Genomic DNA, 13,632 nt, shown 5'->3' on the forward strand with positions numbered 1-13,632 from the left:
AATTTAGTTAACTGGTATTACAGCCCCATTGGCAAACCATTCTTCCACAACTTGAATATATTCTTCCTTAGAAATTGGTGGTGTTTCTCTTAAATTTCCATTAGCATCAACCCCAGGTTCCCAAGCCCACAATACCAATTTGTCTTGTGTTAAATGTTCTACCAACGCTTTATGGTCTTTACCACCATTGGTTGATTTGTCTAATAAACGTTGGGCTATTTGCTCATGAGATAATCCTTGCCAACCCATTGAAGCAGGGGCCAATGCCCAATGTGGTGCCCCAGGAACCCCAGAGTAAGGATTGTTTTCTGATTGATGGCACGTATTACAGCTTGTTGCTTTAAAGCCGTGGTCATCTTCACCCCTAGCCATATCAAAATAGTGCGGATGACGGTCTATACCTTGTTTTGGGATATTATCATTGGGGTGACAATTCATACATCTTGGATGTGTAAGCACATCCATTAATTTGGAAAAGTTTTCTGTATTGTCTGCAGCCGAGATTTCCAAACTGTCTAATGGAATATAGTCTCCATTAGAATTAATTGAATTAGCTACAACCATTATGGTGAGTAAACCTATGGCAACAAATAAAACAATTCGATTACTATTCATGTACAAGTTTTCTCCAAGATACAAATAATAAGAGCCTTGTTGAAACAATTAAAAACATCACTAAAACGGTTGATTTGTATAAGACAAGATGTCTTTATTATACTAAAAAACTCAACATTTAGAATATGGGTTAATCATAATCTGCTTATAGTCAATTAGCTAGTGTATTGATTTTTAGCTTTGAAATGAATTTAAAAAGTAAAACGATGAGAAGTTTATTGTGGTTAGTAGCCGTTATATGTATAGTAGTTTGGTTATTTGGTATGTTAGGAATTATTCCAGGTATTGCTACGGGCAACCTTATTCACATATTAATTGTTTTGGCGGTAATCGTAATTCTTTATAACATTATCAGAGGAAGAAGTCCATTATAATTTTACGGTCAATTTTAAAGTTTTGTTAAACAAATTAATAGCATTAAAGAACAACTTAAATGAGCAAAACCACAGTATTACAGAGCTGTAATTTAGTGGAAGACAACATTGAAAATATAAAATAGACTATGAAATTAGAGAACAAAAAAGTTGCGGTATTAGCAACAAACGGATTTGAAAAATCAGAATTATTTGAACCATATAATGCACTCAAAAATGAGGGAGCTCAAGTAGATATTATTTCTATTAAAGAGGGCGTGATTAAAAGTTGGGATGGTGATAATTGGGGCAAAAGCATTAAAGTTGATAAATTGGTAACTAATGCAACCGAAAAAGATTATAATGCTTTAGTATTACCAGGCGGTGTGGCAAATCCTGATACCCTAAGAACAGATGAAGATGCACTAAACTTCATTAGAGCCTTTTTTAAAAGTGGCAAGCCAGTATCTGCAATTTGCCATGCACCATGGTTGTTAGTTAGTGCTGATGTTATTGAAAATAGAAAAGTAACGTCTTACCATAGTATTAAAGACGATGTTATAAATGCTGGCGCTAATTGGGTAAATGAAGAAGTTGTGGTAGACGAAGGTTTAACCACCAGCAGAAATCCTGACGATTTGCCAGCTTTCATATCAAAAACCATTGAAGAAATTAAAGAAGGTAAACACGAAGAGCAAACGGCGAACGCATAAATTTTTGAAACATTTTACATGATGCTGAAGCGAAAGACTTTCGCTTCAGCATTTTCTAATTAAAACACTATCATGGCAATAATAGGGAATATTATAAAAGGCGTAATTAATTTAACCGGAGAGTTAACTTCTAACAAAAACCCCGTTGAAGAGCAAGAAGAGGTTTTAAAAACACTCTTAACCACTGCTAGAGATACCAAGTTTGGAGAACATTACCATTTTAATTCTATCCTAAATGCTGAACATACAGCCCAAGAATTCGCTAATAAGGTTCCATACCATGATTACAATCAAATAAATACCCAATGGTGGTCACAGCTACACAAAGGTGAAACAAATGTAACTTGGCCTGGAACACCAGATTACTTTGCGCTAAGCTCAGGTACAACTGGTAAAACAAGTAAACGCATACCTGTAACCAACGACATGGTAAAAGCCATTAGAAACGCAGGTATTCAGCAAGTTTTAGCCTTACATAATTTTGATATTCCAGCTGATTTTTTTGAAAAAGAAATTATGATGCTTGGGAGTTCAACTGATTTAGAAAAACGCGAAGGACATTTAGAGGGTGAAATAAGTGGAATTAGTGCTAGTAATATTCCGTTTTGGTTTAAAGGATATTACAAACCAGGAGAAGAAATTGCTAAAATTGATGATTGGGATGATAGAGTTACAAAAATTGCCAAAGAAGCAGCCAATTGGGATATTGGAGCACTGAGTGGCATTCCCTCTTGGATGGAACTTATGATGAAAAAAGTCATTGAAACTCACAATTTAAAGCACATCCACGAAATATGGCCCAATTTACAGGTGTATACTTCTGGTGGTGTTGCCTTTGACCCTTATGAAAAGAGTTTTAATGCACTGCTAGGAAAGCCCATTACTATAATTGACACCTATTTGGCTTCTGAAGGATTTATGGCATTTCAAGCACGACCAGAAACTGATGCCATGCGATTAATTACTGATAATGGCGTTTATTTTGAATTCGTACCATTTGAGCCAGAATATATTCAAGCTGATGGCTCCTTATCACAAGACGCACCTTCCTTAACATTATCTGAAGTTGAAAAGAATCAAGATTACGTTCTAATTATTTCTACTGTTTCAGGAACGTGGAGATATTTAATTGGCGATACTATTGAATTTACAGATGTAGAACGCGCAGAAATTAAAATAACAGGTAGAACCAAATTCTTTTTAAATACAGTTGGTTCACAACTATCAGTAAACAAACTAAATGACGGAATTAAACATTTAGAAGAAAAATTCGAGATAAAGCTTCCAGAATACACCTTGTGTGCTAAAAGATTTGATGACGGTTTTTACCATTCGTGGTATCTAGGTACCGAAAATGATTTAGACGGTAACACCTTGGCTAAAGCTTTAGACACTTTTCTTAAAGAGGCCAACAAAAACTACCGAGTGGCACGCAGTAAAGCCTTAGAAGGTGTTAAGGTGACCCTAATAAAACCTGAAATATTTTACGAATGGAGTGGTGCTAATAAAAAGAAAGGCGGACAAGTAAAAATGGAAAGGGTAATGGGAGAAGAAAAATTTGCCGAATGGGAAGCCTTTGTTCAAAAACAATAATTCTTAGTTAGATACTCAATCAACTTTGTCAATCATCTGCATTATTTCCTCTGGAGATAAATAAAATTTACGCATTCTATTTTTATACGTTTCTGAAATTTCAGCATGGTCAAGTATAAAACGTTTTGTTGCAATAATATAATCACCCATACCTCTGTCTACTGCAACAGAATCAGCAGTACGTTCTGCATGTTTTATATAATCTACTGAAAATAAATAGTGAAGCCCAAAACCTAATAAGTTTAAATTATCTCTACTTTGATAATCTACAATATGACCTAGTTCATGGCCTAACCAACCAATCATTACTTCTTTTGGGATGTCTTTTGTGTTAAATTCTTTATCTGATATTTTAATATGCTTACTTATTAAAACCACATAGCTTCTTTTTTTTCGAGATTTAAAAAAACTCGAAAATTTTGGCTGGGCTTGCATAGTAGATTTTTTAATGTGCTCCTTAAATTTAAATTCAATTGGTATTTCATTTAAATCTGGATAATAGGAAAGCGCAATTTCAACTTCTTCAGAAATTGTCTTGGGAGCCTTAAAAATTGGTTGTTGCTTCATAACATTAATTACAAAAAATAGCATACCGCTTATGGTTAAAAAAACGAGGAATTTTTTAAGCTTCATTAATTTAATTTACGAGGATATGGGTAAGAATTTTATCAGTTTTAATAAGCTTAAATAGAATAGGATTATAACCCAAAAGGTGATGTTTTTAAATACTGTTTTCATCGCTTTTATTTTACTTCAAAGTAGCCAAAAGCAATGTGTTTTTTTATTCTATTCTATTTAATGATTGACCCTTTTAAAGTAGAGGACTCATAAATTTTGCCAAACCTTCTAAAAACTTTTGATATCGTGGTCTAGCTTTAAAACTATCAAAATGTAACTGTGCTAAAGGCTTACAATATTTATCTAGACTTTTAGCAATACTTTGCGCTAATTTTTCATCATAAATAAGCGCATTAGTTTCGTAGTTGTGTTCAAAGCTTCTATAGTCAAAATTTCCAGAACCCACAGAAGCAATGCTATCATCTACAATTAACACCTTACTATGAGAAAATTCATTTCTTAAATAGATTTCTACACCTACACTAAGAAGCGATTCAAAATTGGAAAACATACTGTATTTAGCTATTAGAGAATCTGACTTTTTAGGAACGATAAGTTTGATTTTTATACCGCTCAAAGCAACAATTTTCATAGCTTCTAAAAATGCAATTCCGGGTATAAAATATGGGTTAGCTATTGTTATACTTTTCTCTGCTAAATGCATCATAGCAATATATTGCTGCATAATTACAGATTGCGGAGAGTCTGGCCCACCAGACACAATTTGCACTATAGAATTGCCTTCTTCTGTAGGTTTAGGCAAATACTTTTTATTGAGTAAGCCTTCTTCCTTACTAGCAAAAAAATAGTCTTTAATAAAAATTCTATGTAGACTGTTTACTACTGGTCCTTTAAGCATTAGATGTAAATCTTCCCATTTACCTAAAGGGTTATCGTAGGTTATATATTTATCTGTAACATTTACGCCACCAGTAAAGCCAATTTTTCCGTCTACTATGACTATTTTTCTATGATTTCTATAGTTTAACGTATATAAAAGGTTTCCAAATCGTATGGGTAAAATAGGATATATTTTAACACCAATTTCTTGCAACTGTTTTTTCGGCTTTCCTCGCATTTTATAACTTCCAAAAGAGTCATAAATAATGCGCACTTCAACTCCTTCTTCTATTTTAGATTTTAACAAAGGGCACAACCTATTAAAAAGCTGACCTTGTTCAAGAATAAAATACTGCATATGCACAAAGTGATGCGCATTTTCTATGGCACTAAATATGTGCTCAAAAGTATCTTCGCCATCTTTTAATAGTGTAACCTTGTTACCAGAAGAAGCGTATAGGAAAGAATTTTTTTCTATTAATTGCACTAGCTTTTTAAAGCCACTTTCATGGTCGAATGGAGTGCTCTCAACGGCAATAATCTCTCTATTTTCGCCATCATAGAGTTGCCGTTTTAAACTGTGTCTTAGTCTGAAGAATTTGAATTTTTTTCTATTAACACCAAAAAAATAATAGCAAAGTGGACCTAGAAAAGGGAGAAAAATTGAAGCTAGCACCCAAGCAATTGACTTTGTTGGTCTAGAACCATAAAAAATTATGGTTACAACGGCCCAAAGGGTAATTAATATGTAGCTATATATCCAAAAGTTCTGCATACCATTCTAATATACGTTTAAATAATATCCTTAAACAAACGGGTGAGGCTTTTGACTTAACAATAATTTTAATACAGTTAAACTTAACCTACTTTCGGGTATATCTTCCCTTTTAAATGAAAAAAATCGCACCATCTAAACTTATTAAGTTACTGATAGCACTTTTGGTTATAGGAATTTTTGTTTTTATCGCATTTAATTATGGTAATTCGTTCATTGAAAAAAAGCTTCGAAACAACCAGAAATTAAATGAATTTGTTGCATTTAGCTCTGTGGAAGTTAGCATTTTAAATAAGACAATTGTTTTTAACGAACTTAAATCTAAAAGAGAAATTTCTTTTATGAAGAATGCTGTTAAAGGTTCAATAACTAAGGTTAAAGTTCAAGATTTTAATCTATGGTCATATCTAACCAAGAAAAATATTGAAATAGGCAAGATTCATTTTACTAAACCTGCTTTATCATTATATAAAAACTCAACCCCTAAATCAATTAAGACAGATAGCACGGCAAAAAACAAAATTTATATTAAAGAAATTATTCTCAATAATGGTTCTCTTTTACAATTAGACAGCATACAAGAAGATACTATTCTATCTCTTTATAAATTAAACAGTATAATAAAGAATGTTACAATTGATGGTGAAAAAACCAGACAAAAACCAGTACCAAAACTAGAAAAACTCAGCTTTAAAAACCTAGAATATACTCTAGGCGAATGGGAAAAAATTAGTGTACAGAATTTACTGTTCCAAAACAACAACCTAACCGCTCAACACTTTTTATTAGCAACTATTTACAGCAAAAATGAATTATCTCAATATTTACCAAAAGAAAGGGATTATTACCATATTGAAATACCAGAAATTCAACTACAAAAAGTAAAGGTTCTTTCTAACAATAAGCTAACAATACAATTAGATAAAATTTCAATTATTGAACCCCTTTTTGAATTTTACAGAGACAAATTATTACCAGATGACTTTACAACTAAAGCGTTTATCACCAATCAATTTAAACAGGTTCAAATTCCAATAAATATTGATGCTTTTGCATTGCATAACGGACACTTAAAATACGCCGAACGAACCTCTTTAAAAAGAGAGCCTAAACCATTAGAATTAGAAGAAATTCATGTTGAAATACAGGAGTTAAATTTTCCTTTAGATAGTACCTTACATATTCAAACAAGTTCTCAATTAATGGGTAACGGTCAATTTAATCTAGATTGGACATTTGAGAACCCAGCAAAATCAACCGCCTTTTTAACTAAAGGAGAATTATCTCATTTTAATACCACTACACTAAATCCTTTTTTAAGAGCTAACCTAAATGTAGAGGTTGAAGGTGAAATAGATAAAATGTACTTCACATTTAGCGGTGACAGTTATCGTACCACAGGTGATATGAAAATGAATTATGACGACTTTAAATTTAAAGTACTTCGAAAAGATTTATTGGGAGTTAATAAATTACTTACGGGTATTGTTAACCTGTTTACCAATGATGGTTCAAAAACAGACGCTGAAGGTTACCGCTATGGAAAAATTGAAACAGAACGTGTAGCTCATAAATCATTTTTCAACTATCAATGGTTAGCAATACAATCTGGTATTAAAGAAACGGTTACCGGAAATGGAAAAAAAGACTAAAATGATGATGAAAACAAATTGGCTTAAAAAGAAACGCATTTTATTACCCCTTGTGCTAATTGTACTCCTTATTAGTTTTCGTGTTGCGTTACCCTATATCGTAAAAAATTATGTAAATAAAACCTTAGAAAATATTCCAGGATATACCGGAAATGTGAAAGATATCGACATTTCATTACTACGTGGGGCGTACGTTATACAAAACTTGTATTTAAATAAAGTAAACGCCAATACAGAAGTACCTTTTTTAAACTTTAAAGAAACAGATATCTCCATTGAATGGAACTCTTTGTTCAAAGGTAAAATTGTAAGTGAAATTGTGATGAAAGAACCACAGTTTATATATGTTTTTGAAGATCAACAAATACAAGGTGAAGATGCAGCCTATGATGATTGGACCAAAGCATTAACAGACCTTGTTCCAATTGATTTAAACCGTTTACGTATTTACAATGGCAAAGCTGCCTTTGTACAATTAACTGCTGAACCAAATATTGATTTGTATTTAAATGATATTTCTTTAGAAGCAAGTAATCTTAGAAACGTGGTTAGAACAGATGAAAACTTACCCTCTACTATTTCTGCAACAGCCCTGTCTATTGGTCAAGGTAAAATGACTTTAGAAGGTGAATTAGATATTGTAAAACAGATACCAGATATGGATGTTTCTTTGTCTTTAGAAAAAGCAAATGTTAGAGCGCTAAATAATTTTATTAGACATTATGCGGGAATCGATTTTCAAGAGGGTGAATTTAATGTTTATAGTGAGGTTGCAATTGCTGATGGCTATTTAGCCGGTTATGTAAAGCCGCTATTAAAAGACTCCAAATTAATTGGTAAAGACGATAAGTTTTTGGAGACTTTATGGGAGGGATTTGTAGGCTTTTTTAAGTTTATATTGAAAAACAAAGGAAATAACACTTTAGCAACAAAAGTGCCTATTAAAGGAGACTTAAATAAAGTGCAAGGTAAGGCTTGGCCCACCATCTTTAATTTGGTAAAAAATGGATGGATTAAAGCATTTGTAAATAAAACAGATAATGAGATTAATTTTAAAGATGCTGTAGAAGAAAAACAAGAAAATTAAAAAAGTCCTTTCAATTGAAAGGACTTTTTTAGTTTTAAACAGATAGTATTTTAGTTATCGTCTCCTAAATCTTCGTCTTCAACATCATCAGCTGTTTCATCCACGGCATCACCAACATCTTCAGCTGCGTCTTCCATGTCTTCTCCAACTTCTTCTATACTATCTTTTTTCTCATTAGTATCTCTGCAGTTCACCATGGTTAACGTGGTAAATCCAGTAAATAATAATAGGAAAATAAGGCTATATAATTTTTTCATTTTTATGTTTTTTAGGTTTGTATTTCTAGTTGTTTTTGTATTTAAATTCTTTTTCTACCTGAGATTAAAGAAATCACAAATAGTACAATGAATACAAAGAATAAAATCTTTGCTATACTAGCAGCACCAGCTGCAATTCCACCAAATCCAAAAGCTCCGGCAATAACTGCCAAAATCAGTAATATTATTGTCCAACGTAACATAGTTTATTGTTTTTAGGTTATAGCTGATTAACTCTTAATCAGTCACACACAAATATCCTAGTATTTTGGTAGTCTATTTGATGGTATCGCCAGAATGCTTAGCTCATTCCATATTGTTAGGATAATTTTAACCAATTGATTATCAAAAATATAAGGCAAAAAAAAGAAAACCCTATTCTACGTTGGTGCAGAATAAGGTTTATAATAAAATTCTTTTTTAGTGTTTACAAATTACCTTCTGGAATATCTTGATATTGCACCGGCTGTAATATTGAACCATAAATAATATTGTTGTTAAATAATTCTTTAGCAACGGGGTAGGCTTTCAATTTTACATTGGCCGATTTGTCGATTAAAGAGTGATAAAACTTTTCAGTTTTTTTAGAAAGAATCCAATCAAATGCTTTTTCTTTTGGAATAATCACCGGCATTTGGTTGCTCAGATTATTGAACTTTGAAATAAACTTGTTTGCGGTAGTCGTTATTAGGGCGCAGCTAAGAAAACCATCATTAAGCATTGAAAAAACTCCTCCGATAAAGAAAGGCTTCCCAGATTCTAAGCTTATATAATATGGGTATAGTTCTCCGTTTTTATAAAAGTGACAAAAGAAGCCAGTTACAATTAATAGAGCTCTTCTAGATTTAAATAGTTTTTTAATCCAAGAAACTTTTTTAACCTGATTTTTTGTTACGCTTAAAGACATTTGAATGCCTTGAAAGACCTCCCAGTCTTCTTTACAATCTTGCGGCATAAGCCCCCATATTCCCAATTCTATTTGAGAAAGATTTCTAGCTGTAATTAGAGGTATGTTAGATTCTGCAGCTCCGTTTATTACAATTTCAGGAGAATAGATGTCAGGATATTTAAAATCAAGCTCAAATTCTCTTTCAATCGCTTTTCTATCTGCAGTATTTGAAAGCTTGGTAATCATTACAATTTTTTATTTTTTATAGATATGCAAGTAAAGAAATGATTATTAGCTTTCTTAGTTCATAAAATGTAAAGAATAATCTATTTGCTACTACTGTTTAACTATTTTATAGTTTTACAAGGGAGGATGCAAAAAACGTTAAACACTATTAATTTACGTTAAGCAGAAGTTTCTTCCATTTCTAATCTGGTTGGGTAAACAATATCTGATTTTGCTAAGATGGTTAACAAAACACCTATTGCAAATCCTAAAGAAAGACCTAAAAATAAAAGTATCATAGTTTGTTATAATTTGAGAATGTAAAACTAATACTAGCCCTTTTTCAGTTGGTGCTCATTTGATAGAATGTTTTTCTCAAATACTATTTAAGCACAACTATTTGGTTAATTCATTTAAATGAACAAAGATGCCGGCGAATAATTTTGAATCTTGAAGAAAAAAAAGATATGATACTGAAAGGAACAAAAGTTCGTTGGAAATGGGGTAACGGTACCGCAAAAGGTAAAGTTATTGAAACCTATACTAACAAGGTAACTAAAACTATCAAAGGAAGTACCATTACCCGAAATGGTGAGAAAGGCAATAAGGCTTTATTCATTGAACAAGATGACGGAAGCAAGGTATTAAAAAGCGAAACTGAAGTAGAACGTGACGATTAATTACTATCGTCACGCTTTTGATAAGTAGCTAAATCTTTTAAGGTTTCTTTTGAAACATCTAAGGTTCGTATTGGGAACGGAATGTTAATGCTGTTTTGATCAAAAGCCTTTTTAATTTTAATCATTGCCTCTGTCTTAGCTTTTGCAACCTCTATGGCAGAGGTAGAATTAATCCAGAAGCGAGTTTCAAAATTTATAGAACTGTCTCCAAATTCACGATAAAGAAATATGATTTCATTCTCTTTAGTCACAGCATCAAAATTTTCTATTATGGTTTCTTTCACCAGTTCTCTTACTTGTTCAAGGTCACTATTGTAACCTACCCCGCATTCTAAAATAACTCTTGATTGTGAAGTTGTTGAATAATTTTTAATAGGATTTTCAATAACCAACTTATTAGGTATGTAGACCAGATTATTGTCTACCTGCTTCACTGTAATTGCCCTTAAATCAAGGTCAATCACTTCACCTTCATAACCATTTGTCTCAATCCAATCGCCAAATTTTATTTGTTTAATGTAAGACAACACTAAACCAGAATATGTATTGGCTAAAGCACCTTGTAGTGCTAAACCAACAGCAAGACCCGCAACACCAGCACCAGCTAAAATGGTATTTAGCGCTTTTCCGAGATTTAAAATCCCAAGAATTAAAAACATGGCTAATAAAATAACAGCCACAGATATAATTTTTGCTAGTACCCTTTTCATACTCTCTTGCAGTCTACTACGAGACATTAGTTTTAAGGCTAATTTTTTAATATATCTAGAAAGGATTAATGCAATAGTAAACACCACTATCGCCAAGATGATATTTGGCAAATTCAAAATCAGGGTATCAAACCAAGTATCTAATTTTTTCCACATTGCTTTAAACGCTGTGCTAAATCTATCTTCCATAAATCAATTTTTCTTTTATTTTTTCTATTTAGAAAAGTTTAATACCGGTAAAAAATCTACATACCAGTTACTTTCGTACATAAAAAGTAAGTTCAATCTATTCTTTGTTTAATTTTTTGTTTTATTTAACAAACAATTTTTTTATGTATTTTACATTAATAAAGGACCAATTTAGGTTCGTTTTTTATAAAAAATGGTCGTTTTTGATGTATTTATTGTCTTTTTTGACTTAAATCAAGATTTACATTAAAATATTATTAACAATAGTAGCAAGAATAATTTCTAACTTTACACACCAAAAGATTAAACAATATCAACCAAAAACTCAAAATCCTATGAAAATTCAAATTGATGCTGCTTCTGGCTTAGGCGTATTGGAACAAATACAAGATAATATTGGTGGCGAATTGACTGAAAGATGGGGAGAGCAACAACTTAAGGTTGCCAATACCAAAGCTAATGGCACAATCACTTTTGTAGGTTTTGACTGGGGAGTTAATCTATTGGAATATGACCTTACATTCTTTGAAGATATAGAATTGGTGATGGATACTTCAGAATACAATCCAATTCATTTTACGTATTGTTTAGAAGGCTATTGCGAACATAGGTTTGAAAAAGATGAAGAAAAGAAAAAATTAGAACAATTTCAATCTGTAATTATAACAAGTATAGATGGGGGTTACAATTATGGTTATTTTCCTAAAAACGAAAAGCTGAAGATTAATGTTATCCAGATTGTAAGAAGAAAATTCTTAAAAAAGAGATTGAATAATGTTGAACAGCTCAATCAAAAACTGTACAACGTTTTTATAGATACAGATCATGAAAAAGCATTTTCATTTTTTGGAAGCTATAATTTAAAACTTGCGGATAAGATTGCCGCTTTAAATGATACCTCTGAAAAGGGGATGATTCGTATTCTTAAAATGCAAGGCTTGGTATATGAAATTTTATCAATGCACATTGCACAGCACGACAAAGTTTCTAAAAACAAAAAAGTAGAAACTAGTTTGTTAACTAGAGAATTAGAAATAGTTAGAGAATTGGCGCAACAAATAATTGACCATCCTTCAAAACCATACACGCTGCAGTCTCTTTCTCTAGAAAGCGGCATTACTCAGGCAAAATTGCAAGAAGGTTTTAAATTGTTATATACAAAAACAGTAAACGAATACATTAGACACATTCGATTAGAAGCTGCTAGAGATTATATGGTAACCACTGATTTATCTATATCTGAAATTGTTTATACTATAGGTTTTACGAGCAGAAGTTATTTTTCAAAAATCTTTAAAAATAAATATGGTTTGAGCCCAACTGATTTTAAAAATCATCAAATTCAAACCATTAAAGTAAAGCAAGATAAAAACAGAAAAGGTAAAGGTGGGTTACCAAGTAGTAATTTAGAGAAGAAGCTTAGCCCAGCAACTTTTTAATTAGAAAAAACATTCCATATTTTTTTACGCCTTCAATAGCATATAAAAGCATATTGTTAAGCGTAAATTCGTTTTGAACCTCACTTTTTAAACCTTCTAATTCGGCAAGACTTATGTCTCTTTCTAATCTAAGGATTTTAAGGTCACGTTTTACTTCCTTTAAATTATGATAGCTATTCTTCATCAAAATATTCTTTAGAAAGACGTTGAACTAATTTGTCTTCAATTTTTTGTTTTAATATATAGAACACACCCATCAGCAATAGAAAAAAGCCTCCAACTATTAGAAATCCTAATAAAGGGCTATCTAACTGTTCACTTAAGTATAAAGCAAACCCTGTAGTTACAAATAAAAGGGTGAGGGTAAGCAATACGCCCATGATTGCTAATCTTGATAGCCATGACAAACTACCGGCTAAAAATGCGAACAATTTTAACCTGTAGTAATCAAATGACTTAGTTGCTAATTCTTTAGTTTGATTAGCAGCTGTTGATAATTGGTCTCCAATCATAAAGTTAGTTTTTACGATTGTTGTAATTTTTTATTCTTTGCCTTTAAATCTTTTAATTTAGATTCTAGGGTTGTAATAATATCTTCAGTCTTATAACTAGCATCTGTAACTAAAGAATCTACATGGTCTTCTAGTTTGCCTTTACCACTAGTAAGAGAACTTGCAATTTGATCTCTTAAATGTGTTGCTTCACTTGCCACACTATTGGCAACTGAATTGGTTTCTTCTACTAGTTTTTTTCTTGTGCTAGAACCTTTATCAGGGGCAAATAAAATACCTATTGTGGCACCAATTGCTGTTCCTGCTAAAATTCCTAAAATTGTATTACTGCTATCACTCATAGTTTTATTTTTTTGATTCACTGCTAAAGTAATAGGAGGTGCATACAAGTCTTAGTTCAAATCCTGTAATGATTAACGCATTAACAAGGCATTAATAAAAGAATCTTGATTTTTAAGACTTAGATAGGTGACATAAACAAAAAA

17 protein-coding genes are annotated in these 13,632 nt (G+C 31.9%); 7 read left to right on the plus strand and 10 right to left on the minus strand.

The features are described 5' to 3' along the window. Nucleotides 1–3: 3 nt before the first annotated feature. Nucleotides 4–615, minus strand: a complete 612-nt coding sequence (locus H5V42_RS07030) for a hypothetical protein (RefSeq protein ID WP_185782435.1) — start codon at nucleotides 613–615, stop codon at nucleotides 4–6. A gap of 206 nt (nucleotides 616–821) precedes the next feature. Between H5V42_RS07030 and H5V42_RS07035 the strand changes: the two genes are divergently transcribed. The 3 genes from H5V42_RS07035 (at nucleotide 822) to H5V42_RS07045 (ending at nucleotide 3,274) form a co-directional block, all read left to right on the plus strand. After that, nucleotides 822–989 carry a lmo0937 family membrane protein gene (locus H5V42_RS07035; RefSeq protein WP_185782436.1) on the plus strand — a complete coding sequence of 56 codons (168 nt, stop codon included), beginning with the start codon at nucleotides 822–824 and terminating at the stop codon, nucleotides 987–989. A 128-nt stretch (nucleotides 990–1,117) separates the two neighbouring features. Next, on the plus strand, nucleotides 1,118–1,681 hold the full coding sequence (locus H5V42_RS07040) for a type 1 glutamine amidotransferase domain-containing protein (protein WP_185782437.1): 564 nt from the start codon (nucleotides 1,118–1,120) through the stop codon (nucleotides 1,679–1,681). 72 nt (nucleotides 1,682–1,753) lie between these two features. Then, nucleotides 1,754–3,274, plus strand: a complete 1,521-nt coding sequence (locus H5V42_RS07045; protein WP_185782438.1) for a GH3 family domain-containing protein — start codon at nucleotides 1,754–1,756, stop codon at nucleotides 3,272–3,274. A gap of 15 nt (nucleotides 3,275–3,289) precedes the next feature. Here H5V42_RS07045 and H5V42_RS07050 read toward each other — a convergent pair whose 3' ends face one another. Further along, the gene (locus H5V42_RS07050) at nucleotides 3,290–3,841 is read right to left on the minus strand and encodes a hypothetical protein (RefSeq protein ID WP_185782439.1); all 552 of its coding nucleotides are present in this window, start codon (nucleotides 3,839–3,841) and stop codon (nucleotides 3,290–3,292) included. 244 nt (nucleotides 3,842–4,085) lie between these two features. Further along, nucleotides 4,086–5,507, minus strand: coding sequence for a cardiolipin synthase (cls, locus tag H5V42_RS07055; protein WP_185782440.1), 1,422 nt, complete (start codon nucleotides 5,505–5,507; stop codon nucleotides 4,086–4,088). A 116-nt stretch (nucleotides 5,508–5,623) separates the two neighbouring features. On the opposite strand from cls, the gene H5V42_RS07060 reads away from it, so the two are divergent. Both H5V42_RS07060 and H5V42_RS07065 read left to right on the plus strand, forming a co-directional pair. Continuing rightward, nucleotides 5,624–7,159 carry a DUF748 domain-containing protein gene (locus H5V42_RS07060; RefSeq protein WP_185782441.1) on the plus strand — a complete coding sequence of 512 codons (1,536 nt, stop codon included), beginning with the start codon at nucleotides 5,624–5,626 and terminating at the stop codon, nucleotides 7,157–7,159. After that, a complete protein-coding gene (locus H5V42_RS07065; RefSeq protein WP_229665617.1) occupies nucleotides 7,143–8,246 on the plus strand; it encodes a DUF748 domain-containing protein in 1,104 nt (367 codons plus the stop codon). Before H5V42_RS07060 ends, H5V42_RS07065 begins: the two co-directional genes overlap by 17 nt. A 50-nt stretch (nucleotides 8,247–8,296) precedes the next feature. Here the strand turns inward: H5V42_RS07065 and H5V42_RS07070 are convergent, their stop codons facing one another. The 3 genes from H5V42_RS07070 to H5V42_RS07080 all read right to left on the minus strand — a co-directional run bounded on the left by H5V42_RS07070 (nucleotide 8,297) and on the right by H5V42_RS07080 (nucleotide 9,638). Further along, nucleotides 8,297–8,503: a hypothetical protein gene (locus H5V42_RS07070; protein WP_185782442.1), complete on the minus strand. Its 207-nt coding sequence runs from the start codon at nucleotides 8,501–8,503 to the stop codon at nucleotides 8,297–8,299. Between the two features lie 41 nt (nucleotides 8,504–8,544). Then, nucleotides 8,545–8,706, minus strand: coding sequence for a DUF1328 family protein (locus H5V42_RS07075; protein WP_185782443.1), 162 nt, complete (start codon nucleotides 8,704–8,706; stop codon nucleotides 8,545–8,547). 224 nt (nucleotides 8,707–8,930) lie between these two features. Continuing rightward, the gene (locus H5V42_RS07080; RefSeq protein WP_185782444.1) at nucleotides 8,931–9,638 is read right to left on the minus strand and encodes an SOS response-associated peptidase family protein; all 708 of its coding nucleotides are present in this window, start codon (nucleotides 9,636–9,638) and stop codon (nucleotides 8,931–8,933) included. Nucleotides 9,639–10,084: 446 nt separating this feature from the next. On the opposite strand from H5V42_RS07080, the gene H5V42_RS07085 reads away from it, so the two are divergent. Continuing rightward, nucleotides 10,085–10,297, plus strand: a complete 213-nt coding sequence (locus tag H5V42_RS07085; RefSeq protein WP_185782445.1) for a hypervirulence associated TUDOR domain-containing protein — start codon at nucleotides 10,085–10,087, stop codon at nucleotides 10,295–10,297. Here the strand turns inward: H5V42_RS07085 and H5V42_RS07090 are convergent. Continuing rightward, nucleotides 10,294–11,196, minus strand: coding sequence for a mechanosensitive ion channel family protein (locus tag H5V42_RS07090; RefSeq protein WP_185782446.1), 903 nt, complete (start codon nucleotides 11,194–11,196; stop codon nucleotides 10,294–10,296). The genes H5V42_RS07085 and H5V42_RS07090 overlap by 4 nt on opposite strands. A gap of 335 nt (nucleotides 11,197–11,531) precedes the next feature. Between H5V42_RS07090 and H5V42_RS07095 the strand changes: the two genes are divergently transcribed. Further along, nucleotides 11,532–12,635, plus strand: coding sequence for a helix-turn-helix domain-containing protein (locus tag H5V42_RS07095; protein WP_185782447.1), 1,104 nt, complete (start codon nucleotides 11,532–11,534; stop codon nucleotides 12,633–12,635). Here H5V42_RS07095 and H5V42_RS07100 read toward each other — a convergent pair. From H5V42_RS07100 to H5V42_RS07110, 3 genes are read right to left on the minus strand one after another with little or no spacing between them, the layout of a single operon-like run. Further along, on the minus strand, nucleotides 12,616–12,819 hold the full coding sequence (locus H5V42_RS07100; RefSeq protein ID WP_185782448.1) for a hypothetical protein: 204 nt from the start codon (nucleotides 12,817–12,819) through the stop codon (nucleotides 12,616–12,618). The genes H5V42_RS07095 and H5V42_RS07100 overlap by 20 nt on opposite strands. Then, nucleotides 12,809–13,147, minus strand: coding sequence for a phage holin family protein (locus H5V42_RS07105; protein ID WP_185782449.1), 339 nt, complete (start codon nucleotides 13,145–13,147; stop codon nucleotides 12,809–12,811). Before H5V42_RS07105 ends, H5V42_RS07100 begins: the two co-directional genes overlap by 11 nt. Before the next feature lie 11 nt (nucleotides 13,148–13,158). Further along, nucleotides 13,159–13,488, minus strand: a complete 330-nt coding sequence (locus H5V42_RS07110; RefSeq protein WP_185782450.1) for a YtxH domain-containing protein — start codon at nucleotides 13,486–13,488, stop codon at nucleotides 13,159–13,161. Nucleotides 13,489–13,632: the final 144 nt, after the last annotated feature.

The organism is Croceivirga lutea (genome assembly GCF_014235875.1).
GTDB lineage: Bacteria > Bacteroidota > Bacteroidia > Flavobacteriales > Flavobacteriaceae > Croceivirga > Croceivirga lutea.